Here is a 25,185-nt window from a genome sequence, read left to right on the forward strand (position 1 = left end):
GCAGCACGCATTGCAAGACACGTGTTAGCCCTCCACTGGCACGGTCCGAGTATGCTCCAGCAGCAGCTTGCGGGCACCTTTAGACGTTTCAGCGGTGCGTAGCGCCTCAACGATCTCCTCGGTCTGAATGAGCTCTGCTGCTGCAGCCAGGCGCTGCAGGTACGCATCGGTCGGCACCGAGCGTGGCACGAGCAGCACCAGCACAATGTGGGCCGGCTGGCTGGTCTGCTTCGGCGATACGCCGTCTGCGCTGATGCCCACCAGCAGCGAGGTCGTCTCGACGTGGCGCGTGTGCGCCGCATACAGCACCACGCCGGGGCGCAGCTCGGGCGCGTAGCCATCCGCGTCGATCAGCTTGGGAATAACCGCCTCAATAGTGTCGGGCCGATCGCCCAGCGCGCAGCGCATGATGTGACGCAGCACGTCGGACGTCGTTTCTTGCTGTACGCCCATAACAACGCACTCGGGGCGCACGGCCTCTGCAAGCACAGCCGGATCAACCCGTTCGAGACGCCCGGACTGTCCGGGCCGGAAGGCTTCTTCAGACATGTAGGCTGTCAGAAACGTATGCTCTTCGAATCGCTGCGCGATGAGCCCCGGCAGCCGGTCGAGTCCAGGCCGCCAGGCAATCGACCCCTCGCGTTCATTCATAAGCACCAGCAGGTCTTCCGGTTCTACAGTCTCATCCAGTTTCGCGACCAGTTGCGCCCAGCGGTCGATTGCGACCGATGACCAGGGAAGTGAGGGTTTGGTCGCATCGATACGTTTTGCGAGCGGGCGCATTGACGCTTCGGCAGCGACCACCACCAGTTCGAGTCCGGCCTGATTACAGAGCACCTTGAGGGCGCGCATGGCATCCCCAAAGCCAGATTCGCGGTCGGCGTAGGGCGGCACGGCCAGCACCATGCGCGTATGGGTGTTCATCGGCTGCTTGAAGCGGCTCACAATAACCATCTGACGGGTGCGCTCCAGCAGCTGGTCGAGAATGCTTCCAAAGATGTACTCACGTGCCGAGCTTGTGCCCTGCCATCCGATAACGACCGTGGAGATTCGCTCCTCTTTGATGGCCCGCACCATGCCGTCGACCACGTTATAGTCGACTCGTGTACTCGGTACAACCGGCACTTCAGCAGCGGCTGCCTGGATGACGGCCTTGCTCAGAATCGACTCGCCCCGGGCTACCCCCTCCTCTACATTGGGCCCATCTCGCACCACAGTGGTCGGATAGATGGGCTCATCGGAGGTCCCCGAGCGCAGCAGAACGGCCACGTCCATCAGATCATCGGCCGACTCCGGATTCGACAGCGGGACCATGATGCGCTGTAGCACCTCCGACGGGGAATAGGCTTCACGTTCTGCCTGTAGAGCGAGCTCGCGCCCGTACTTCTCGACGAGGGATGGCCCGAGCACACTGGTCGCAACGATGAGCAGAATGACTGCATTGACCAGTGCCTCATCAAAGAGCCCGATCTCAAACCCGATAAGCGTAACGGCCAGCGTTGCAGCGGCCTGCGGTGTTGACAGTCCGAAGATCACCCAGCGCTCCGTGCTCGAGTAGCCGTAGATCCATTGCACGCCCTGTGCAGCGATAAACTTACCTGCCCACACCATAAAAGTGAGCACAATGGCCATAATCCACACGTCGAATCCCTGCACGAGCACCGCCGCATCCACCAGCATGCCGACCGAGATCAGGAAGAAGGGGATAAACAGCGCATCCCCCACAAACTTGATACGCAGCATGAGCGCGCTGCGCTCAGGCACCAGACGGTTGAGAGCAATACCCGTCATGAACGCCCCAATAATGGGCGCGAGGTAGACCAGTTCGGCAGCGTAGGCCGCAACGAATACGATTGCCAGCAGAAAGATGAACTCCATGTCGGCCTGGCGATCAGAGCCCTGGAAGAACCATCGTCCTATGCGTGGAAGCACGAAGAAGATCACGAGTCCGTATGCCACCACCAGCGTTGCAAACTGGATCCAGAACAGCACGCCACTCTCGCCCGAAACCAGAGCCGAGACAATAGCAAGTATGAGAAGCGACACAAGATCGGTCACCATGGTCCCTCCCATTGTCATGGTCACGGCCGGGTTCTTCGTAATACCCAGCCGCTCCGCGATGGGATACGCCAGAAGCGTATGCGAGCCCACAACTGCTCCCACCAGCAGGGCCGTCATAATGTCCCATCCGAGCAATCCCATACCAATGCCCAGCGCCAGCAGCTGTGGCATCAGAAATGAGATAAGCCCGAACACGAAGCTACGCGACTTCTGCTGCGCAAACTGGTTCAGGTCCATCGACAGCCCCGCCGTGAACATCAGGTAGAGCAGGCCAACCGTACCCAGCAGTTCGAACGTGTCTCCCCGCTCCAGCAGACCGATCGCGTTGGGCCCGACGACTGCCCCTGCGACGATGAGCCCCACAATACCGGGCAACCCCAGCCGCCGAAACAGAATCGGAGCCAGGAGCACGATGAGCATCACCGTAGCAAAAACAAGAACCGGATCGGTGATTGGCAGGCTAAACATAGTCGGCAGACTGTAGGTGTGGCCAAGACGCACGTTTTATGACGCGTGTTATAATAGGGACTGTCTTCGACTATGACAGAACGCTCGACACGACGCTTTGGTGAAGATCTGAACATCATCTCTGTTATACATGCGCTTGCTCTGGCGGGCGGTCTACAGCGCACAACCAGTGATGTACCCCATGAAGGGTCAGGGGGAGCGAGCGTTTCCCCGTCCATCCTACCTTCGCTTCTCAGGGCGTAAGATCCCATAGGCCGCGCTCATGAAATCTCCCTCAGAGAAGCGGAATGTAGAAAAGAGGTATTCTGCACTCGCACGAAACGCACACGTATGCAGCTACCGGTGTTCGGGGTTGGGGGGGTCGAATCGGCACCCGGCTTCCCACTCCGAGCGCTGATTGCCGTGAGCCGGAATGCCACCGGCTTCCTTGATCATGTGGGCCATGTGCATCAGATTCCACGTCATGAACGTGGTGTTTCGCTGCGTGAAGTCGTTGTCCTCGCCAGCGCGCGTGCCGTCGTCACGCGCATCCCCGTAGCTGAGTCCGGGCCCGGCTTCACCGATCCACCCGGCATCGGCCTGTGGTGGAATCACGTATCCCAGATGCTGAAGCGCGTACAGAATGCCCATCGAACAGTGCTTGATGCCATCCTCGTTGCCTGTGATGAGACATCCACCCACACGGTCGTAGTAGGCATACTGGCCCCGGCTGTTGAGCTCAGCCGAGGTGGCATAGAGCCGCTCAATCACCTGCTGGCAGACCGATGACTTTTCGCCCAGCCAGATTGGCGACCCCAGCACCAGAATGTCTGCCGCTTGCACCTTTGCGTAGAGCGCAGGCCAGTCATCGACCGCCGCACCGTGCTCCTTCATGTCTTTGTAGACCCCCGGCGCCAGGTCAAGGTTAACCGGACGCACGATATCCACCGCCACGTCGTTTTCGCGCATGATCGCCGCCGACACATCGATCAGGCGCCGCGTGTGCGAGGACGCTGGAGAAGGTTTGAGCGTGCAGTTTAGAAAGAGTGCCTGCAGTGCGCTGTAGTCGAATGGACTATCGTTGCAGAGAGCCTGCTGGGTTTTGTTAAGTGTCATAGCGTGGTAGGTGTGCTGTGTGTATGTAAAGGGGATTCGAGGCGGTGCTGGGCAACGCAGGAGGGTACTACCCAGAGGCGTTTCATGCCAGACGCAGAGGTTCGTAGCGAAATCGACCGGTTGCATCCCCGTGCATGACGGACTGAAAGACCACCCCGTTAGGCACAGCTCGCCAGTCTTCGTCGGTGATACGCTCGGACGCGAGCACAGTGGCACGATACCCGTGCGGGGCCGCGCTGGTGTGTGTGGTGTTGCATATGGGACACCAGTGCGGTGCGTCGCGCCCCACACGCCAGAGCGTGCGGTTGAGGCGAGATCCGGCCAAGACGGAGCCGTCGTTCCAGAGAAGGTTGAGTGCGAGCGTGCCATGCAGTACATCGTCGGGCAGCGACTCCAGGTCGGCAAACGACCGCTCCGACACGCCTGCGCATACAGAAGCCTCGACTTCACGACACCACCGCTGCACGTGCAGCACAGCCCGGCGCGTGACCTCAATGGACGAAGCCTCGGGCGCTTCGTTGCGCAAATGTAGAAGCAACGCCAGCACATGTTCGCTGTCGGTACCGCCCTGAATGGCAGCACGGCGATCTGCGCTCAGCCGCTCTCTCAGCCGCGGACGCACCCGGTCAAACGCAGGGATATGTCCGTTGTGGATCAGCAGCGTATCGCCATGCCGGAACGGATGCGTATTTTCTGGGGCAGGCGTTCCGACCGTAGCCCGACGCACATGGGCCATCAGCGTTGTGCCCCGTAGGGAAAGCGCCTCGCTCCGATAATCTGCGCTTTCCGATGCAGGCCCAACCTGCCGGCAGCACGCAGCCGTACCGTTGTGCACCTGGGCCATCCCCCATCCATGTGGATTAGCGAGTCCGCGCGCATCTTGTTGGTTCTGGTCGATGAGCGCGTTCTGCGCATCCAGGAGCTCGCACGTAGCGGCGGTCGGATGCGAAGCGTGCAGCCCGTACAGTCGGCACATAATACAGCAGGAACGATGAGAGGCAAGCATGCGGAATCATGCGTGTAAGGGCGCTATCTATCGTTACAGGTCGCCCTTATTAGGAATCGCAGGCTCCCTTCAGAAGGGCTTTCGGCACGCAAACCGGACGCAAGGGCTGAGGTGAACCTCTGTGCGGAAACGAGCGTTTGTAATGATGTGATGCTCAACATCCCCCCTCTGCACTATGCCGATCGACACCCTTAAATCGAAACGCCGTCTGGTTGAAGAGTACGGCCTGGATGAGCGGCAAGCGGAAGGCATCGTGGAGCTCATCGCTCAATCCGAGGAGCGTGGTGCCACGGCCAGTGACATCGAGGCCGCACGGCGTGAGCTCTCGCTCCAGATGGAAGCGGTTGAGGAGCGGCTTCTTGCCAAGATAGAAGCAAATACCGACCGTATTGTCTCCGCTGAGCATCGCCTGGCCAATCAAATTGACACGCTGCGGGAAGAGCTGGAAGCGAAGATCCAGGCATCCGAAGAACGGCTCGAAGCGAAGATCCAGGCATCCGAAGGGCATCTCGATACAAAGATCGGGGAACTGCGTCTTGAGATGGAGAGGATGCGCCGCCAGACCTTGCAGTGGATGTTCGCCGTTGCCGGATTCATCGCTGTGCTGCTTACGTTGTTTGAGTATGTGCTGTAAGCGCCGTGCAGCTAGGCACAAGTCCCGCATCGCCTGCTTCAACGCATCTGCCTCATGTCTTTTCTTCTTCGGGAGCAGCGGGCGTAGGTACCGGTCCGGTAGAGCGCCCGTCGCCGGCTGCCGGTGCCGGGGTTCCAACCAGCCAGGTCTGTATCCGCTCGGCCCATCCGATGATGATGCAGTAGAGGCACGGAACGATAAAGAGCGTGAGCGCCATTGCGACCAGCAGCCCGCCCACCACGGCGAGCGCCAGGGGCTGCATCAGCTCGGCGCCGGCCCCGATTCCGATCGCCAGGGGCAGCATCCCGCAGACCGTTGTGAGCGTCGTCATCAGGATCGGGCGGAAGCGAACACCGCCTGCTTCGACCACGGCTTCTACCATATCCAGCGACTGCTCGCTGCGTCCGATCTCGATATACTCGACGAGCAGGATCGCGTTGTTCACGACAATACCAACCAGCAAGATGACTCCGAGCAGGACTGGGGCACTAAACGGGGTGCTCGTAAGGTAGAGCATGCCTCCTACACCAATCAGCGCGAGGGGCACCGCCGTGAGGATCACAAGCGGATTCGCGACCCGCTCGTACTGCACGGCCATCACGACAAACACGAGAAAGAGCGCCAGCAGCGTAACCAGCATGAGCGTGCGGTTCGTTTCCTCGATGGCTTCCTCTTCCCCACCAAAGATCAGGCTATACCCTTCGGGCAGCTCCAGGTCGGATAGGTTCTCTCGCAGCTCCTCATTTACGGTGCGCACATCGGTTACCCCGCGGTTTACATCGCCGTTGACGCGCGACACGCGCGCCTGATTTTCACGGGTGATGTGGGCCGGCCCTTCGCCCAGGGTGAACGAGGCAACTTCGCTGAGCGGCACTGGCGAGGCGTCTTCCCGAAAGATGAGCAGATTGCCGAGCTCGTCGGGCGTGGTGCTGTGGCTGCGCGGCAGCTTAACGCGGATGTCATACTCGGCCGACCCGGTACTGAAGCGTGTGGGTACCGTGCCGTCTACCGCCGTGCGCAGTGCCTCTCCGACTTCCGACACGTTCAGGCCAAGCGAAGCAGCTCGCTCACGATCAACCTGTGCAGAGAGTAGCGGACTCCGATCGTCGCGTGCCAGCTCAAAGTTGGTGAGGCCCTCAATGTTGGCAGCGCGATCCATGATGTCGCGTCCGATTTCGTCGAGCTGTGCTGGGTCGTCGCCTACGACAGCAACCGATACGTCGGCGCCAGCCATGGAGGTGCGAATCCCCGGCAGGCTTGGCGGCGAGGCTGAGGCGCGTCCCCCCGGCAGGTTGAGCCGGCTCAGGCGCTCTTCGGCCTGCCGCACCCACTCGGTCGCTGGCATGTCGCGCTCAGAAGCGGGCGTCAGCTGGATGGTCCATCGCGCCGTGCCGGGGCGCTCAGAGATGACTCCCCCCGAGAGGTGCCCGCCGATAAGTGCAAACATGTTTTCAACATGAGGCATCTCTTCGAGCACCGACTCGACCTCGCGCGAGGCCTCGTTCAGCACCTCGGGCGTCGTACCCGGCGGCAGGCGCACGTACGCGCCTACGCTTCCATCATCCACTGGCGGAAGGAACTCGTTGCCCAGCTCCCCGGTCAACACGTACGTTCCAGCCAGCAGCGCTACACCGGCGCCCACCGCCAACCAGCGATACCGTAGCACCCCACGCAATAACGATTTGTACTGGCCGGTCAGGTGCCGTATCCACCGGTTAAATCCCTGGTAGAAGGCCGACTTGTCAAGTCCGCTCTCGAACCGCACCGAGGCCAGCAGCGCCGCGCCCATCGGCACCAGCGTAAGCGCTGCTCCCAGCGAAGCGACAATGGCAAACGAGATCGTGAGGACGAGCTCCTCAAAGATCAGCGCGGTGAGTCCGGTGATGAGCAGAAACGGCACCACAGCTGCCAGGTTAGTCATGGTAGAAGCAACAACCGCCGATGCAACCTCGCGTGCCCCCTCGTGCGCAGCGTCCGTATCCCCCTTCTTGAGCTCCTCGCGGTGCCGCGAGATGTTTTCGAGCATGACGATGGAGTTGTCGAGCAGGAGTCCCACGCCGAGGGCCAGCCCACCCAGGCTCATCACGTTGAGCGTAAGCCCTCCAACGCCCATCATGACAAAGGTAGCGAGGATGGCGATGGGAATGGAGAGGCCGATCACGAAGCTCTTTCGCAGGCTGCCCAGGAAGAGCAGCACAACGAGCATCGCGAGCACCCCCCCGAGCAGGGCAGCCGAGCTCACGGCGTTCAGCGAGCTGCGCACAAAGAATGCCTGATCGGTCGTCGCCTCAAACTGGGTGTCGTCGGGGATGAACCCGCTCTGTTCGAGGCGCTCCAGTTCGCTGCGTACCTCCTCGACCACTGCCGCCGTGTTCGCATCCGGCAGTTTCATAACGGAGAGCCGTGTGGCGGGCGTGCCGTTGAGGCGAACGAAGAGGCGCTGCTCCTGGTGGGTGTCTTCGACCTCGGCAATCTCGCTCAGGGGGATACGGTCGGATGTCCCCGGAATAGTGAGCAGGATCGCAGCAATGTCTTCGGCTGACTCAAAGCGACCGTCGGTCTTCGCCATGACGTCGAAGGTCTTCGAGGTCACCTGCCCGGCCGCGAGCTCGGTGTTTTCGGCGGCGATGGCATCGGTCACATGCGACACGGTGAAGCCGTAGTAGGCCATGCGCTCCTGATCGAGAAGCACCTGCATCTCGCGCACGAGTCCGCCCGCCACCTCGGCAGCGCCCACGCCCGACACGCTCAGGATCTGCGGGGCCAGCTCGTTGTCCAGCCAGTCGCGCACCTGCAGGGGCGTACGCGTGTCGGAGCTAAACCCGGCCTCGTAGACCGGCTCATCGGTCGGGTCTTGCTTGTAGATACGCGGCGGATTGATATCGGGCGGCATCTGTGTGCGGGCACGCTCCAGGTTGCGCGAGGCGTCTTGCAGGGCCACGTCGAGGTCGGTACCGAGCTCAAAGAACAGGTTGACGTTCGTGCGGCCCTCCGAGGCCCGGCTGGTGAGATCCGACAGGTTCTCGGTAGCTGCCAGATTGCGCTCCAGCACCCGCGTAATCTGCTGCTCCATAACCTCGGGCGCGGTACCCGGATAGTTAACCGTCACCCGAATCTGCGGATAGACGATATCGGGCAGCAGGTTGATAGGCAGGCGGTCCAAGGAGAAGAACCCTAGCACGACCACGACCGCCGCGAGCGAGATGGTACCGATGGGCCGCCGGATGGCCCACGAAGAGACCCCGCCGCGCTTTCCCGCGTCGACATGCCCGTTGGCCTCAGGCGGTGTCTCGTTGCTCGGTGTGCCGTTGCTCGAAGCATCAGAATCCATAGCAGCAATCGATTGCGTTATTCGTCGGCAGCAGTCGAGGCGGTTGCATCGCGGTCTACAGCACCGGGCACGTCGTCGGGGTCAGAGGGATGCGCGATCAGGGTGCTGATACGGACGCGCGTGCCGGGCTGCAGGGTAGCCGGGTTAGACGCCACAACCCGCTCTCCATCGCGGAGCCCCTCTCGGATCTCCGTCCAGCCGCCCCGGTCGACGCCTCGGGTCACGGAGCGGCGCTCCAGCGTGTCGTTGGCAATCACAAACACAGCCGGGTCGCTTCCGGAGCCGAGCAGGGCCTCGGAGGGTACGGCATGCACACCGGCGCGCTCGTCTACCGTTAGCTGAAGACGCGCCAGGAAGCCCGGACGGGCCCGCTCGCGGGCGTCGTCATCGAGCGCGATCTCTACGCGTACGCGGCGGTCATTGTCGGCATGCGGGAAGATGCGGCGCACCGTTCCCCCAAAGACATCGTCGGGATAGGCGTCGAGCCGCAATTCCACCGGCTGCCCGGCCTCCATGCGCGGAATATGGCGCTCCGAAACGCCGACGCGCACAACCAGCGTTGAAACATCAGCCAGTGCAAAGAGCGCGTCGTTCGAAGAAACTGCCTCGCCCGGTTCGGTGTGGCGCGCCGTTACGACCGCGTCGGTAGTGGCACGAATCTGCCCCATCTCGACCCGGGTTTCCCAGAGATCAACCTCGCTGGCCGCAACGTCGCGTTCTGCTTTCTGCGACTCGTATTCCTGCTGGCTGCTAAAATCGCGATCGCGCAGCTGGCGGACGCGCTCGTAGGCCGCCTGTTCGCGGCTCAGGCGCGCCTGGGCCCGCTGCAGTTCGGCCTGCTGCTCACGCACATCTAATTCGGCGAGCAGGTCGCCCGCCCGCACCCGGTCGCCTTCGGTGACGTGCACCCGGCGGACTGTGCCCGTGGTGGGCGAGGCCGGGCGGACGGTGCGAATGGCCTCAACCGGGTTCGACGCTGAGATGCGCTGCGTGAGCGTGCACGGGCGCACGTCTACCGCTGCCACAGCCAGCGACGGCTCTTCTTGAGTGTCCGCGTGCTCCTCACCTGACTCCGAGGACCCGGCATCGGAGCAACCGAGCACGCTTCCCAGAAGGAGAAGACTTATCCCAACAAGCAGCAGCCACGTGCGCGGATGCAAGAGACGTATCATCACGCAGTATTCGGTTTAGGAAAAGGTCTTTTGCACTATTTGCAACACAGGTATCGTAGGTACCGTGCACAATGCCTGCATCAGCGCTCTCGTTTCCAGAAAACCGTCGCCATGTTGTGAGTCCCTGCTCACCGGTACAGGTGAATGCGTAGCCTCCTGCAAAGCACCGGATACTCCGACGCTAACTACTGAGCCTCTTCCAGATCGAGCCTGAGGGAACGCTCGCGCGTGTCGCCCCGCACTTCGTCGGTTACACGCACGGTGATGGTGACTTCTTCGCGCGCCGCGATGTTTTCCCATGCGCTAATGTCAATCAGAAACAGCTCATCGACCCGCGTACGGTCGGTTTCGTTTGTCGTGGTCGTGGTTGTTTGGAGCGATTCGTCGCTTCGCAGCCACCGGGCCACCCCTCTACGCGGCTGTGCACGGTCTACTTCAAGATCAACGGTATAGCGTGCTTGTCCGTCGGCATCAGCCTGCAGATGGTAGATCTCGAAATAGAGTCCTATCGGTGTTGTCGTGCTGACCTGCCGACGTGCGTAGGGTGTCAGGTCGCTATATGCGGTGCCGGCCACAAGCGAATCAGCATTTGCCCACACGGGCTTGATGTCACTCATCTCTAGCCTATCTGCACCCGCATGCAAGCTACGCAGCGTATCTACGCGGGCCGTTGCCTGTCGTAGCAGGAAGTCGCCCGCCTCTTCAGATGTAGCGCCCAGGCGTTGGTCCCACTGCATACCCACATGAAACGGATCGGTGGTCGACTGTGTGGCGATGGTCTGCGGGATGATCCAGCCATCGATGGTCTCACTCGCCGAGGTCACCTCAACGCTTCGCTGCACTCGTAGCCCGGCACGATGGTCACGATCCTCAACGCGCATGCTGGTTACGATCCGCGAATGTGCAGGCAGCATAGACGCGTCAACGTCTAATACCGAGGTATCGATTACGTCGACCGGGTCAAGGTCATCGGCTGGCGCGCTCCAGTACATTTCGGTGCGTGTGTGGCCGTCCTCATCCAGGAAGCGTGCCCAGCGCTTTTCAACCTCTATCGGCACCTGTTCCTCTTCGATACGTGAGCGACTGGCTCCGACCGATTCTCGGCGCACGCGCTGGAGCCGGTGGTCTTCTCTTGTGCTTTGCTGGTTTACGCGTACTGCCTGCTCGGCAGGCGTCTCAAAGTTGATACCTCCACCTGTCTGGAGATATGCGATATAATTTTCAACTTCGGCATAGCGCTCCATGTAACGCGGGTTGTAGACGGAGAGCTGCCGGAGCGCGACCTCCATGCTCCGCAGAAACGAATAGGTGTTCTGACGAGCCCGCCTGTTCTGTCCTGTAAAGTTGCTTCGTATCTGGCGGGGTATCATATCGAGCACGGTGGCCGGCTCGTACACATCCTCCCGTGCCTCAACGAACAGGAAGTGGGCTTCCGTGCCGATGTTGTCGTACTCCCAGTAGAGCCCCGGCGAGAAATCGAACGAGGAGATCGTATTTGAGAACCGGATGATCTCGCGCTGAATATCTGGGTTGTCAGCAAAGGTAACGTCGAGCGTGATCGGCGGGGGACCCAGCCGGATGTAGACCCGTCCGCGCGCATCAACATACCCATCGGTCATGTACGCGTCGCGTGCGTGGGCTACCCGGGTTAAATGCTCCATCAGCCGCTCGTTGGAAGGACTTGCCACACGGGCGTCTTGCGTGCGCCACCAGGCGGTCAGGATCTGCCCTGCCTCTGTGTCCAATGTCAGATCGGTGGTCTCTTTCGGGGCTGTGGCGGGGTCGATTCCGATGCGCTGTTTGATCTGAGCAGGCAGGATGAATGCTGCTTCCAGCACATGCTGAAGTATCTTTTCTCTTACGCCCCCTTCCAGCTGTTCGCTCTTTTCTGCCTGTTCAAGCAGGGTAAGGTATGTCTGCGTTGCGACTTCGTAGTAGGTGTGGGTACGGGTTGCAAACGTGGTGCGGATGAGCGCATCCGCCGGGGCAATCCACTCTGGATCTTCGGTACTCAGCGCAGTGATCGTCTGGTGCCACACGCGCAGTGCTCCCCGATCGGCTCCCATCTCGTAGAGTGCATGCCCCAGCCAGTACCCCACGGCACCTTGATCTGTAGTAAAGCGTCGGTCTTCTTCAAAGACCGATGCCAGCAGCCGGGCCCCTTGCTCGTAGCGCCCATCGTGTACGGCGTCGATACCCGTTGCTGCTATAGTGCCGTCTATACGGAGCCCAGACAGCGCATCCGTGGTCTGCCCCGAGCTCTGATATGGAACGATGGATAGTCCTACAGCACTCACCAGAGCCAAGACACATAGGACATGTGCCGCCATGTGCACATACTTCTGAAAAAGGATATCCAAGTTGTCTGTGTGTTGCATCATATCCATAACGTATCGCGCGGCCTGCTTCAGATAAATCACCCGCGTGTGCTCGTCCACCCCTCCAGCGTTATTGAGGCATTTGGGGGGCATTTGCTTAAGCAGCTCTTGTTTGGTAGTGGGTAGACGCTAAGTGATAAAGCTATCAGACACTGCAGGTTTGTCTTGTTCGAACCCCTTCTCCCTTATTCCGCTTCGCTCCATCAGTCGCCTTGCGGGCTCGTGTCGGGTTTCTCTCCCTTGTCCAAGGGGGGATGTCCACAGGATCACGCCTGCGGCAAAGCTCGATAGACAGAGGGGGTTGAGCCGGATCCGATTGTGTCAGCTACACGACAATTACTTACCATTGAACCGCTCTACCTTTTGTTTGAATATAACACAACCGTTCTGTTATCCGTTTCTTTGCAAAGTGGACGAGTCTGTTTTCTTTTTTCAGTGCACAAGGAAGTCCACCCACACGAGGATACCCAGTGAGTGTACATAATGAGTATACATAATGAGCATACATAAATAGAGCAAGCCCTCTGCTTTTCAGGGCAGAGGGCTTGCTCCGTGCAGTTATGCACTCACGAACGGGAGTTCGTGCGGTAGCTATCTATGTGCTACGCGCATCAGGGAAGCTCATTCGGGAGGTTCGGGTTGTTAAGGCGCTCAGCCAGCGTGATCGGCAGGTACCACCAGACGGTTTCGTCGAGGTGCCAGCCGTGCAGGTCGAGGTCCAGCCCTTCTGCGTCGAGGCCAAACTCCGTGGCACGGCGCTGATCAACCAGGCGGATGCCCGTCGTGAAGGTGACCTTGTCACGTTCCACGAAGATGGTATTGAGCCCATCGTAGTCAGCGGAATCGATTGTATCAACTCCGTATGAGTCACGGACTTCGTTCACCAGTCCAAGAGCGCCCGCGCTATCTCCGCTGCGTTCAGCAGCTTCGGCCAGCATCAGGTGGTTTTCCTGCCAGGTGATGAAATTGATGTCCGCACCTGCATCGGGGTAGCGCCCTTGTAGGGGGAGCAGCGGCGTATCACCGACGGCCAGCCCCAGGTCGAAGCGAATCGGGTGTACTGCTTCGCGATTTAGAAGCCCAGCTTCGGTTACCTCACCGAAGTCGGCTGGAATTCCAACAGCGTCGGGGTCGATCAACGGGATACGTGCAGATTCAGCCGCATCGAAATCTCCACCGAGGTACTCATCGTTATAGAAGAAGCGTGGTGCGGGAACGGTTTGTGCACGTCCAATACCTCCCTGTGTGTCCCATGTGTTGGACTGGTTTCCGGAACGGTCAACGTACTGATTCTGGAACGGCGCGTCACCGGGTTCCAGACCATTCTCAGCAAAAGATTCTGCAGCGCTCACATCGTCTTGGAAGAGAGCAATACGGGCTTTCACCGAGTTAATGACCTTTGCTTCGTATTCTGAAGCAAAAGGAAGCGCATTATCGAGCTTCTCTACAGCCAGATCGTACATCTGTGCTGAAGGAATGAACTCTGAGCGTTCTTCATCGGCTGGACTATCAATCTCAGAGATCACACCGCCGCCGCTACGCTGGGTCTCACCGAAGTAGGCTGCCCAGTAGTAGCGGGCAATGCCTCCGTGGAAGTTACCAGCGAACTGCGCAGCCTGCCAGCGTGGGTCATCTGTTCCTCCGAAGGCCTCGGCGCCAAGGTTCTCTGCCCGAGATAACAGGTTATCTGCGAGGAAGCGGTACTGTCCGAGGTGGTTCTGCGTACCATCCACCGAGTTATTATTCAGCGGGTTGGTGTCTGCAGGCAGCCCGCGCATCAGGTCGCGGAACGTTGGAAAGGTTGCCCCTCCACCGTTTGCTCCGCCAAAAATGAACTGGTCGGAAATCAGGCTGGTCTGTACGCTCAGATTGTCTTGCACGTTGTTGCTACGTGCCCGAATACCATTGATAAGGAAGTCTACCTCATCTGGATCATTCAGGGCTTCGTCGCCAGCGCTGGAAATCGGATCGATGGTATCATCCACGATCGAGTCGCAAGCGGTTAAGCTTACGAACGCAAACAGCGCTATGAAAAGGGTAAGTAGTCGTATGCGTTTCATATCCAAATAGGTTGGGTACGTAAGAGTGCTTGGGTGTGGGATGGGTGCCGGTGCCGCACATCGGGTGCGGCACCGGACAACGCCCATCTCAACAGGGCTTCACGAGTGAAGCGTTTAGAATCCAAGCGTAACATTAACCTGGAATTGACGCGAGTTCGGAAGCGTCAGGAAATCCTGTCCGCGAATCAGACCACGGCCCCCAGTGAAGTTCACTTCAGGGTCGGGACCGGAGTATTCGGTGATTGTGAACAGATTCCGTGCCGCCAGTCCAACGGTCAGGTTCTGAATCGGCGCAGATCCACTACGCTGAATCAGATCGCTGAAGTTGTACCGGACCGATACTTCGCGCAGCTTGAGCCAATCTGCATCTTCGACGAAGTTGGAGTCGAAGTTGGAGTTTGTCTGGGCCAACCGGTTCGCAACGTCGATGTATTCGGCGGTGCCCGGCGTTAGTTCGCCAAGCTGGGCCTGCAGCTCGTTGCGGATAGGGTATCCTCCGGTACCGGCACCAAACCCAGCGGTGTTGTTGAGTACCTGGTGACCCAGGGCGTACTCAGCAAAGGCGCTCACGCTCAGGTTGCTGAAGAGCGTTGCGTTGACGCGGAATCCGCCTGTGTGCTCAGGAATCGGCTGCCCAACGACTTCGCGGGATCCCGTCTCGGGACCGGCAAATTCGCCATTGGCGTCAAACAGTGCACCGGTAACCGGTACGAGGAAGAAAGCCTGACGGGGCGATCCGGGGCGGAGCACGTTGCGGTTGAACCCACCAAAGATCTCATCCCGATCTGGACCCAGATCCTGCACTTCCGACCACTGGTATCCGTAGGTAAAGGTCAGGTCGACGCGAGCCGTTTCCGACAGGAGCGGCGTGGCACCAAGCGTAACCTCTACTCCCTGGCTCTCGATGCTTCCGACGTTAGCGGGAAGTGACTGAAAGCCAAATCCGGTTGAGGATGCAAGCGGGGCATCGATAATGGAGTCGCCGGCCCAGTTGTACCAGTAGGTACCTTCGAAGGAGTAGCGATCCGAAATATCGGCGTCGATGCCGAGCTCAAGCTCCTGAATCCGCTCAGGAACGATCTCAGGGTTACCAACCGATGAGATTGATGCACCTGCACCAAAGTCAGCAACAGTGGCTGAGAAACGAAGCGACTGCGCGTCAAGCACACCCGGCAGCTGACCGGTTTCTCCGTAGGCTGCACGTGCCGAGAGGAACGTGAAGAAGTCCGGCGTCCAGTCAAAGTTCGACAGCGTTACCGAACCGGTAACACTTGGGTAGTAGACATCGGATACATCTTCGCCAAGTGCCGTAGCTACGTCACGGCGCAGCATACCGGTGACGGTATATGTGTCGTTAAACACGAGCTCTTGCTGCAGGAAGATACCACTGGTACGCGTGTTCGTCAGCCCTTCACCAATGTTAAAGAGCTCATCGCCAGACCCGATGTCGGTAATCAACTGGTTACCGAATCCACGGGTAGTGCTGAATGAAGTACGACGCGTGACGTCCGTATACTGGCCACCAAGGAGTGTCGTAGCCTGCAGTCCGTCTGTGATACCATAGGCGTAGCTCGCCTGGGCGTCGAAGTTAAAGTTATCATTCTGACGGGTGAATATGTTGCGTTCACCATCTGTGCCAATGCCTGCGTAAGCAAATCCGGGCGGACGCGTACGGTCTTGGCGGCGCGTCGAGGTATCGAATCCACCTGTCGCCTGCAGATTCAGATTCTCAATCGGCTCCCAGCTTGCACGGAGCGAGCCGTTGAAGCGATTGATTTTCTGAACGTCTTGGAGGTTGGCAATCGCGAGGCTGTCCGTAAAGAGGTAGGGGACCGGAAGCAGCAGCGTGTTGCCGAGCCATCCCTGCACGTTGTTGTCGTTGTCAGGGCGCTGCAGTTCGTTGATTGTGTATCCAGCGCTTGCGCGAAGCGAGAAGTCATCGGTTGGGAAGGCTTCAAAGTTGGCGCGCAGGTTGGTACGCTCACCTTCGTTGTTGGCGATCGTGCCTTCTTCCATGCGGTGGTTGACCGACGCATAGAAGCGGGCGAAATCAGCACCACCCGACACGGCAACCTGGTGCTCCTGGAGCGACCCGGTTCCGAAGAGCGCGTTGGCATCGTCGGCCGTGACATGGTTGCGGGAGGAGTACTCGTTTTCTTGCTCACTCCAGCCTGCGGTTCCGCGATACTCAACGTTGAGTGTCGGATCGGCGGAGAACGATCCTCCTTTCGTTGTGATCAGCACAACACCGTTGGATCCATCTGTACCGTAGATGGCTGCACCGGCTGGCCCACGGATGATATCGATGTTCTCGATATCGGCCGGGTTCAGGTCGGCAAGCGGCGAAACGCCCTGCCCACCAGCGCCAAAGCCAACGATCTCATTGTTGTCGACGCGCGTGCCATCAATGTAGATGGCCGGCTGTCCGTCGCCACCGAGGCCACCGCCGCCGCGTACGTTGAAGCGAATGCCGCCACCGATGTTACCGGAAGAAGCCTGCGCGCTCACGCCGGCAACGTTTCCGGAGATGAGTTGCGACACATTGTCGAAGCTGGCACGCTCGGCAATGTCGGACGCGTCAACGCGCCCAATAGATACGCGAGAGCGTCCACGGTCTTGGCCGAGGCCAAGCCCCTGTACGACAACTTCACCGAGCTGCTCAGGAGCAACTTCGAGCGTGATGTCTACAGTGACAGTTTCTCCAGCCACAACTTCGACATCTCGCTCTACGGGGCTGTACCCTACGAACGTAGCCGACAACGTGTACGTACCTGCAGCAACGCTGAGCGTGTATCCGCCATCAGCGTCAGTTGCGGCACCATCACCTGTTTCGGGGATCTGTACAGTCGCGCCCGGGAGCGGCTCCCCGGTTTCGCCATCTATCACCGTACCGGTGATCGTTCCGTCTTGTGCAAAGACAAGCCCGGGTGCTAAAAGCAGCACCGCAAGCCCGCACAAGAGCCTTGTAGCTAATTTACTCATGATGTAATGTCCTCTGTCTGACCGAAAAAACGATGGGTAAAGCGCGGGGTGCAGTAAGCACCTGTTGCTTGACACGCGAGACGCAAGACTCTACGGACGCTTGGATATGCACTTAAGATATGCACTGCCTCAGATCTGGTATCGACCTCACACTGCATAGTCTCGAAGCTTTTGAACACCCTTTTGCGTCCCCTCACATAGCCAGATCAATCTGGCATAAGAGCGCCTGTAGAGTTTTATGGTTACAAGTGTTCAAGCAACGCACGTAATGAATACGCAGCATTGGGGGACAGGTGGTACGTCGTACGTGCAGCATCTCGCAAATCGCAACGCACATGACGCTCCGGCAGATGAAACAGTTTGCATATGCAATTTACTACGTGTTTCACTTGTCCGGACTCTTAAAGAACGCATTAGTGTACACAGATGCAAAGGCAATGCTTAGATAACACGGCGTTCATGGAGTCTTCTTTCCACGTCTACTGTACTGCCAGTCCTGGTTTTCACCGCCCAAATGCTTTTCGGAGGGCTTAGAACCTGTTTTGATTTCTTAATTTGGGCTCCGAGCGGCGGCGCTGGGCTGGGGCCGAAGGGCATGCCCCTGGTGCAAATTGCCCCCGATGTCGGCCCGTAGCCCCGGCTACGAACCGCCATCGGGGTCCAATTTTCGCCTCAGCGGCGCTCGCTCTCGCCTGCAAACCAAAACCCAAACAGGCTCTTAGCGCCTGTTTATCCCCCCTACAAGGATATCTTCCTGGAGCTTGCTCTGGACTGCTACCCGTCAATGATGGCCAATTGTGATTGATACAAACACAGAAGGCCCCCTGATCTATCAGGAGGCCTTCGTTCATACAGCACGGTATGGATTGCTCACCGACGCCTAAAAGTTAGGATTGTCGTTGCGTTCTGCGAGCGTGATGGGGAGGTACCACCATGCGTCCGCATCGCGGTGCCAGCCGTGCAGGTCTTCATCTACATCGATCCCCTGCTCGGTGATGCGACGCTGGTCAACCAGGCGATAGCCGAGCGTAAAGAGCTCTTTGTCGCGCTCCGTAAACAGCACATCAAGTGTAGCCTCTGCGAGATCGTCAAGCCCATGGCTGGCGCGTACAGCGTTGATACGTGCCAGTGGGTCACCGTTACCCTGACGCAGCTCGATCTCGGCCAGGATTAGCTCATTTTCCTGCCATGTAGCGAAATCGATTGAGGCACCACGCTCATTGTAGAGCCCCTGACGATGCCCCAGCAGGTTTCCACTTCCATCAAAGTTTGGCACCACGGGGATGCGGTTTGCCTCTGCTGCCTCAAGGTCTTCGTTGAGGTAGTCCTCTTCGCTAAAGAATCGTGGGGCAGCAAGCGTCTGCACGCGGCCGGGTCCTCCGGCGTCAAACCAGAAGTTAGCGCCGCCACCTGTCCGGTCGAGATACTGCGCCTGGAAGGGCGCATCGCCTTCAGCCAGTCCACTCTCCGCGTATGAACGTGCTGCATCAAGGTCTCCCTGGAAGAGCGCGATGCGCGCTAAGATGGTATGTATGACCCGGCTATCATAGCCTGTGCCTTCTCCCAGAAAGCTGGCTGCGCGCGGCAGGGCCTCTTCTTCGAGGCGGTTGGTAGCTCGCTGGTATAGCTCGTCTGATGGCACGAACTCACCTCGTTGTGTATCTTCCGGCGAATCGAGTTCGCTAATTACGCCTCCCCCCTCCTGTGCATCGCGTCCATAGAACGCAGCCCAGAAATACCGCGCGAGGGCGCCATGAAAGTGGGCATTGAAGAGCATGCGTGCGCGGGCCGGATCGGCCTCTCCTTCTGGCCACCCCCCTTCAGCAGGAGACAGGCCATCGATCGCTTCGGCTCGGCGGAGCAGTTCGTCAGCAAGGAAGCGATATTCACCAAGCTGCACGAGGCTTCCATCAACCGAGTTGTTATCCAGGTTGATGTCTGCTTCGTCGAGCTGGCGATAGGTCGGAAACGTAGCTCCGGATCCGCCAAATATGAACTGGTCTGACAGGATACTGGTGAGGAGTCCGGTACGGTCGTGGGTAGACGCAAAGCGTCCTTCTACGCCGCTGATCAAGAAATCGACCTGATCAGCACTGTTCAGGGCCTCATCCGATGCCGTGTTAATGGGGTCGTCGACGTCTTCTACCAGCGTATCGCATGCTGTAAATGCTAACAGCAAGGCTACAGCGGTAGTATATAAGAGTGTTCTCATGGATCTACTGTAAGACTATGGGTAACACATGGCTAATGGAGGAAGCTGCCGGGCCGCCTTTTCAGGCGGCCTGTAGCAGCAGTCGCAGACCTCGTTTAAAACCCGACTGTCACGTTTACCGTGAACTGCCGTGGCGTGGGGAGTGTGAGGAAGTCCTGTCCACGGCTCAGCGAGCGCGATCCGGCGAAGTTTACTTCGGGGTCGGCTCCACTGTATCCGGTAACGGTGAACAGATTACGAGCAGACACGCCCAGACGCAGCGTGCTGACCCCGGCGACATTCGCCTCCTGAATGAGGCTACTGAAGTCATAGTTGACGCTCAGCTCGCGCATTTTGAGATAATCAGCGTCTTCAATGAAGTTGCCCTGGAAGTTGGGGTTCGTACGCGCAAGCGCTTCAGCTGTCGTCCGGTATTCATCGGTACCCGGAGTCAATTCCCCAAGGTCTCCAACCAGGCGGTTACGCTCTGCATTTGTGCCATCGAAGGCAGCAAAGCGCAGCGTGTTGTTGTACACTTGATGTCCAAGCGCAACCTCAGCGAGTCCCGAGACCGAGAGGTTCTGGAAGAGCGTAAGGTTGAACCGCAGGCCTCCTGTGTGTTCAGGAATAGGCTGACCGAGCACCTGACGCTCCGCAGTTGCTTCTGGGCCAATGTATACGCCCTGGTCATCAAACTGCGCCCCGATTACTTCCTCAATGAAGAACGCGCTGCGGGGAAGGCCTTCGCGGATGACATTTACGTCGAACCCGTCGAAGATATTTTCGACTTCGCCCGTGTCGGTAACTTCACTTGTCTGGTAGGCATAGGTCAGGTTCAGATCCAGGCGTGCGTTTTCCCGAAGGAGTGGGGTAAGCCCAACGCCCAGTTCTATGCCTTGCGTTTCGATGCCTCCTACGTTACTCGGAAGCGTTCCTGCTCCGAATCCGGTAGACGGCGCCAGCGGCTGGTCGATAATCGAGTTGTTAGCGAAGCTGTAGTAGTACGTCGCCTCAATGGAGTACTGGTCTAAGAGGTCAGCATCAATGCCTGCCTCAACTTCCTGGACGCGCTCGGGAACGAGCTGCGGGTTTCCAACAGAACCGATTGTCGCTCCGGCTCCAAACCCAGAGGCTCTTGCGTTATAACGCAGTGCCTCCCCATCTACAATGCCTGGCAGGTTCCCGGTGGCTCCGTATGCCACACGTGGACGCAGGAGCGTGAAGACTTCTGGGATAGCGTCAAACCGATCCAGACGCACTGCAGCGCTTGCACTTGGATACCACACGTTTGTTACGCCTTCACCAAGGGCGGTAGCCACGTCGCGACGCAGCTGCCCCGTAAGGAAGTACGTATCTCCGAAGACGAGCTCCTGTTGCGCGAAGATGCCTCCCGTTCGCTCATTGAGGAAGTTCTCATCCAGCGTTGTGAAGTCATCTCCGGCGCCGATATTTGTGATCACATCGGTCGCAAACTCCTGAGCGGTTCCAAACGAGGTGCGCAGGGTCTGCTGCGTAAACTGTCCTCCGATGAGGCTGGTAGCTGCAACCCCTGAAATCGGCTCGTAGCTGTACTGCGCCTGCAGATCAGCATTTAGCTGCTCATTGTTGCGATTGAAGAAGTTGCGTTCGCCGGTGGTACCAATGCCCGGATAGCTGAACCCAACAGGACGCGTGCGGTCCTGGCGTCGTGTAGAGGCATCGTATCCGGCCGACCCTGTGAATGTGAGGTTTTCAATGGGTGTGTACTCAGCTCGCACCGACCCAACAAAGCGGTTCACACGCTGCACATCTTCAATGTTGAAGATAGCCAGGCTGTCGGTGAGGAAGTAGGGCGTCGGGCCAAGAAGCGTCTCGCCAACGGATCCCTGAATGCTGTTGTCATTCTCAGGACGATTCAGCACGTTAGCCGTATATCCTGCGCTGGCCCGTACACTGAGTTCGTCGACAGGGAAAGCCTCAAAGTTGGCGCGCAGATTGGTACGGTCGCCCGAGTTATTTGGCAGCGCGCCGTCTTCTTGGCGATTATCAACGGAAGCGTAGTAGCGCACCGACTCGGTTCCGCCTGAGATGCTCACCTGATGCTGCTGGATTCCACCACGGCGAAACAGGTCATTGGCCAGGTCGCCACGGTTGATCTCACCGTCGTCGAAAACATCAGGATCAAAGGTCTGATCCCCCTGCTCGTTAAAGCCAAACGTTCCCCTGTACTGCAGATCAAACGTGGGTTCAGCAGAGAACGAGCCGCTTTTGGTCGTGATGAGCACAACGCCGTTGGCTCCTTCGGTGCCATAGATGGCCGCTCCAGCAGGTCCGCGCACCACATCGATCGACTCAATGTCATTGGGGTTCAAGTCGGCAAGGGTCGAGATCCCCTGCCCACCGCCGCCAAATCCGGCGACTTCTGAGTTGTCGATGCGCACGCCATCAATGTAGATAGCAGGCTGGCCATCGCCACCCAGTCCGCCACCTCCGCGTACGTTGAATCGGATGCCTCCACCGATATTTCCAGAAGCAGACTGCACGTTTACACCGGCCACATTGCCTCCGATGAGCTGCGAAACGTCCTGGAAGCTGGCCCGGTCAGAGAGGTCATCGGCGTCGATGCGACCCACCGATACCTGCGCCTGTCCTCGATCACGCTGTATACCCAGACCGGTTACAACGACCTCGCCAAGGTCGGCCAGGTCGGGATCCATCTGGAAATCGATCTCCGTGACGGTTCCTTCTTCTACGGTGACATCTTGCTCATTCTGGAAGTATCCGACAAAGGTAGCACGGACGATCTGGTCGCCTGCGGGTACATTCTGTAATCGAAACGTTCCGTCAACATCGGTTGGGGTTCCGATTTCAGTGCCGGCAATTACAACGTTTGCGCCCGGCAAGGGCTCGCCCGTCTCAGCATCAGTGACTGTTCCAGCCACCGTGCCGCTCTGGGCTACTACGAGTCCGGGTGCCATAAAAAGCACCAAGACTCCGGTTATAAACTGAGATAAAAACTTGTGCATGGGTCGGGATTGTATTCCATAGGAATGGGCGACGAACGACGCTGTGTCAGACATAGGTGCCCGTGTGTTCACCTCGATGGGGTACTGCTCTTTGGCACTAAAGCGCACTGAGGCAATAGCCATCTGTTAACAGTTGGCTAGCCGGAGAGAAGCGCGCGAAAGCTGACCGAGGGAAGCCGGCGACCGCCTATCTACATATCTGTCGTAGACAGGCATTGATGCTGGAAGGGAGTCGGCGCGACAACTGAGCGTACATATATGCTCCTTGTTTGACACTAAGCGCGGCTACAACACAGTCCGTATTGCAGAAAAAAGCTATATGGACTGCTTATGACTGATATATTTTTACCAAGACACGACCCAAACGTCAACTGTTTGAATGTAGATTGCATCTACTGAAGACGAAATGAGGATTAAAGACCTGTTCTCGACCACGATCATTACGGATTTCGGACAAGATCTAATTCGCAGCGCGTGCGTCGTGAACCCTCTAATTGTCAAAGAGACATCCTGATTTAGGCTAAGAACCTGTTTTGATTTCTTAATTTGGGCTCCGAGCGGCGGCGCTGGACTGCAAACCAAAACCCAAACAGGCTCTAAGAGCCAGGGCGCAGTGTAATAAGGAGTGGACGCTCTACAGTGTGGCCAGCAACATCATCAGTAACACGCACTGTGATTTCTATCTCTGCATCGTTTCCTCGGTCGAATTCATTGATTGGTATGATAACGTACTCGTTAGTGCGGGTATCTTCCCCTTCATAGGTCAGCTCAGTAGATGTTCTCTGGCTGTGATCCCCGAAGAAAAAGCCCCGAACTCCGCTACGCTCTTCTACATATTCCACTTCGTACTGTACCGTGTAGGTAGTACGGTCTTGCTGGTTAAGGGAGAGGTTGTACAGTTCGAAATAGATAGGAAGGGGATACCCGCTTTGCAATGTCGTTGATATGAGTGGACTCTGATTTGCGAAGTCTATATCTCCAGACAAATCGCTCTTCAGGGGCTTCAGGTCGCTCATCTCAAACCGCCCATCAGTGTGTAAGGAACGCAGCGAGTCTATACGCACGGTTTTGATACGAGCCTGGTCTGCAGATGCATGATATCTATTTGGCTCCAGGCTTAGCTGACTCCACTGCATTGCTATGTGGTAGACAGAATCTGGAGCATTTAGGGCGGACGTGTGAGGACCTGTCAACCATTCCGTGTCGCTACTGTGCTCTATCTCAAATGCCTCTCTTTCCGTATCAGCCAGCGTAAATGTTTCGCTATAAGTGCGTGAGGTGAATTCAATCAAGTGCCGCTTTCTACTATCTGCTTCGACTCCGACTTGCCAGTATATATCTACGCGAGTACCTCCTTCGTTATTTAAAAAGCGTGCTGTCCGTGCGATTACTGGAAGCTTTTCATTAGCCGAAAGAACACTGCTGTATTGCGTGGGCAATGTTTTTGTGCGCTCTCGGCGCGTGTTTCTGTCTTCTACTATACTGTTGCGTATTGTCTTGCGCAGCACGTTTGAAGGCCATTGAACCCCTCCCCCTGGAGTACGGGCAATATCATTAGGGCCGTCCGTCAAGGATTGGAGAACTGTCTGCCCAGAGTCGTCAACTCCGGCAGCGCCGGGCAGCGCCTGTACCGCCTCTTGGTAGGACAGGAAGGAATCGATATCGCTGTAAAGATTCCCAAAGTCACCGTAGTGCATTGCAATACGGCGATAGATGTGACGAAGGGCCCGCAGAGCAATCATTGATTTTCGCTGGCCTACACGCGAGTGGTTGAACCCACGTTGCAATTCGCTTGGGATTAAGTCTGTTACTTCTGCTTGCTCGTATCCATCGCCACGTTGGATGAACAAAAATCGACCATAGGTTCCAAGATGGGGATACGACCAGATCTCATTTCGGGGGAATGACCCGTGAGAAACTCGACTTCCAAGCTGAATAATCTCCTGAATAAACTGGGTATCGTCAAATCGAATTTCACTCTTACGCTGGGGAGCACCATACTGCACGTACACCGCACCACGGTCATCAAACCCACGTGGATCATTTCGAGATTGGTAGTTTGTCGTTGCTTTCCGAACACGTCCAATGTGTTCAGCCGTGCGTTCGTTATATTCTGTCGAAAGCAACAGGTCTTTTTTCTCCCACCACCCGAGAAGGTACTCTGATGCGTTCTTGCTAAATTGCCAGTCTTTTGCCCGATCTTCGGAATTTAATATGACACGAGACCTTTCGCTCTCTGAAAGAAGGGGAATAACCTGTGCCATATATTTTTCAACTACACCACGTTCCCATTCAAAGAGATCGTCTCTTACACGGTTTGTAATGGTATGATAGGCAGCGACTTGTTGTTGAGGTGATAGCATACCCTCTCTATCAGACCACAGAAGCTGATCAGCAACACGCACGTCGACGCATGGACCTGAGTGCAGGACATAATTCCGCATTACACGATCTGCCTCTGAAGGCTTCCCTACCTGTTGCTTGGCGGTGATTAACCAGAAAGCCTTGCTCCCATGTCGAGCAGATATGTACGGAGAAGCAGATTGTCCTCTTTTATCTTCTCGGGAGGTGAGCATCACAATAACCTGTTCGGGGCTGCCCTCTTCGACAAGTTTCTTTGCTTCTTGTAGGCGCCTTTCCATATCTGGATCTGTTTCAGATATGAGGTTCTCTGCAGTACATCTTGGATCGCTGGCCTGCGCATCAAATACACCTATGACATACAGCCCCACCAAAACAAATAGAGAGTAGAGGATACGGACCCACATAGATATCAAGTGCTTTGTGCTTTTTCTCACGGAT

The 25,185-nt window shown here is 57.7% G+C and carries 12 protein-coding genes; 1 reads left to right on the forward strand and 11 read right to left on the reverse strand.

What is annotated here, in order from left to right:
* Positions 1-24: 24 nt before the first annotated feature.
* From ACZ48V_RS12910 to ACZ48V_RS12920, 3 genes are all read right to left on the reverse strand, one after another.
* The gene (locus ACZ48V_RS12910; protein WP_464539754.1) at positions 25-2,529 is read right to left on the reverse strand and encodes a cation:proton antiporter domain-containing protein; all 2,505 of its coding nucleotides are present in this window, start codon (positions 2,527-2,529) and stop codon (positions 25-27) included.
* 336 nt (positions 2,530-2,865) lie between these two features.
* Positions 2,866-3,624 carry a flavodoxin family protein gene (locus ACZ48V_RS12915; protein ID WP_464539756.1) on the reverse strand — a complete coding sequence of 253 codons (759 nt, stop codon included), beginning with the start codon at positions 3,622-3,624 and terminating at the stop codon, positions 2,866-2,868.
* An 82-nt stretch (positions 3,625-3,706) separates the two neighbouring features.
* Positions 3,707-4,600, reverse strand: coding sequence for a class II glutamine amidotransferase (locus ACZ48V_RS12920; protein WP_464539758.1), 894 nt, complete (start codon positions 4,598-4,600; stop codon positions 3,707-3,709).
* A 205-nt stretch (positions 4,601-4,805) separates the two neighbouring features.
* Between ACZ48V_RS12920 and ACZ48V_RS12925 the strand changes: the two genes are divergently transcribed.
* Entirely contained in the window at positions 4,806-5,264 is a 459-nt protein-coding gene (locus ACZ48V_RS12925; RefSeq protein WP_464539759.1) for a CCDC90 family protein, read from the forward strand.
* A 52-nt stretch (positions 5,265-5,316) separates the two neighbouring features.
* Here the strand turns inward: ACZ48V_RS12925 and ACZ48V_RS12930 are convergent, their stop codons facing one another.
* The 8 genes from ACZ48V_RS12930 to ACZ48V_RS12965 form a co-directional block, all read right to left on the reverse strand.
* Positions 5,317-8,595: an efflux RND transporter permease subunit gene (locus ACZ48V_RS12930; protein WP_464539761.1), complete on the reverse strand. Its 3,279-nt coding sequence runs from the start codon at positions 8,593-8,595 to the stop codon at positions 5,317-5,319.
* 17 nt (positions 8,596-8,612) lie between these two features.
* Positions 8,613-9,767 carry an efflux RND transporter periplasmic adaptor subunit gene (locus ACZ48V_RS12935; RefSeq protein ID WP_464539763.1) on the reverse strand — a complete coding sequence of 385 codons (1,155 nt, stop codon included), beginning with the start codon at positions 9,765-9,767 and terminating at the stop codon, positions 8,613-8,615.
* Between the two features lie 185 nt (positions 9,768-9,952).
* Complete coding sequence (locus tag ACZ48V_RS12940) at positions 9,953-12,064, reverse strand: GWxTD domain-containing protein (protein ID WP_464539765.1); 2,112 nt, start codon at positions 12,062-12,064, stop codon at positions 9,953-9,955.
* 692 nt (positions 12,065-12,756) lie between these two features.
* Positions 12,757-14,205 carry a RagB/SusD family nutrient uptake outer membrane protein gene (locus ACZ48V_RS12945; RefSeq protein WP_464539767.1) on the reverse strand — a complete coding sequence of 483 codons (1,449 nt, stop codon included), beginning with the start codon at positions 14,203-14,205 and terminating at the stop codon, positions 12,757-12,759.
* Between the two features lie 114 nt (positions 14,206-14,319).
* The gene (locus ACZ48V_RS12950) at positions 14,320-17,187 is read right to left on the reverse strand and encodes a carboxypeptidase-like regulatory domain-containing protein (protein WP_464539768.1); all 2,868 of its coding nucleotides are present in this window, start codon (positions 17,185-17,187) and stop codon (positions 14,320-14,322) included.
* Between the two features lie 880 nt (positions 17,188-18,067).
* Entirely contained in the window at positions 18,068-19,399 is a 1,332-nt protein-coding gene (locus tag ACZ48V_RS12955; RefSeq protein WP_464539770.1) for a RagB/SusD family nutrient uptake outer membrane protein, read from the reverse strand.
* Between the two features lie 95 nt (positions 19,400-19,494).
* The gene (locus ACZ48V_RS12960; RefSeq protein WP_464539772.1) at positions 19,495-22,506 is read right to left on the reverse strand and encodes a TonB-dependent receptor domain-containing protein; all 3,012 of its coding nucleotides are present in this window, start codon (positions 22,504-22,506) and stop codon (positions 19,495-19,497) included.
* 473 nt (positions 22,507-22,979) lie between these two features.
* Positions 22,980-25,151, reverse strand: a complete 2,172-nt coding sequence (locus ACZ48V_RS12965; RefSeq protein ID WP_464539774.1) for a GWxTD domain-containing protein — start codon at positions 25,149-25,151, stop codon at positions 22,980-22,982.
* Positions 25,152-25,185: the final 34 nt, after the last annotated feature.

This window comes from Longimonas haloalkaliphila (genome assembly GCF_055379825.1).

What these genes read in the sequence shown, in the direction of transcription:
- ACZ48V_RS12910 (WP_464539754.1), bottom strand. Translation starts at nt 2,529, where the DNA reads ATGTTTAGCCTGCCAATCACCGATCCGGTTCTTGTTTTTGCTACGGTG.
- ACZ48V_RS12915 (WP_464539756.1), bottom strand. Translation starts at nt 3,624, where the DNA reads ATGACACTTAACAAAACCCAGCAGGCTCTCTGCAACGATAGTCCATTC.
- ACZ48V_RS12920 (WP_464539758.1), bottom strand. Translation starts at nt 4,600, where the DNA reads ATGTGCCGACTGTACGGGCTGCACGCTTCGCATCCGACCGCCGCTACG.
- ACZ48V_RS12925 (WP_464539759.1), top strand. Translation starts at nt 4,806, where the DNA reads ATGCCGATCGACACCCTTAAATCGAAACGCCGTCTGGTTGAAGAGTAC.
- ACZ48V_RS12930 (WP_464539761.1), bottom strand. Translation starts at nt 8,595, where the DNA reads ATGGATTCTGATGCTTCGAGCAACGGCACACCGAGCAACGAGACACCG.
- ACZ48V_RS12935 (WP_464539763.1), bottom strand. Translation starts at nt 9,767, where the DNA reads ATGATACGTCTCTTGCATCCGCGCACGTGGCTGCTGCTTGTTGGGATA.
- ACZ48V_RS12945 (WP_464539767.1), bottom strand. Translation starts at nt 14,205, where the DNA reads ATGAAACGCATACGACTACTTACCCTTTTCATAGCGCTGTTTGCGTTC.
- ACZ48V_RS12950 (WP_464539768.1), bottom strand. Translation starts at nt 17,187, where the DNA reads ATGAGTAAATTAGCTACAAGGCTCTTGTGCGGGCTTGCGGTGCTGCTT.
- ACZ48V_RS12955 (WP_464539770.1), bottom strand. Translation starts at nt 19,399, where the DNA reads ATGAGAACACTCTTATATACTACCGCTGTAGCCTTGCTGTTAGCATTT.
- ACZ48V_RS12960 (WP_464539772.1), bottom strand. Translation starts at nt 22,506, where the DNA reads ATGGCTATTGCCTCAGTGCGCTTTAGTGCCAAAGAGCAGTACCCCATC.
- ACZ48V_RS12965 (WP_464539774.1), bottom strand. Translation starts at nt 25,151, where the DNA reads ATGTGGGTCCGTATCCTCTACTCTCTATTTGTTTTGGTGGGGCTGTAT.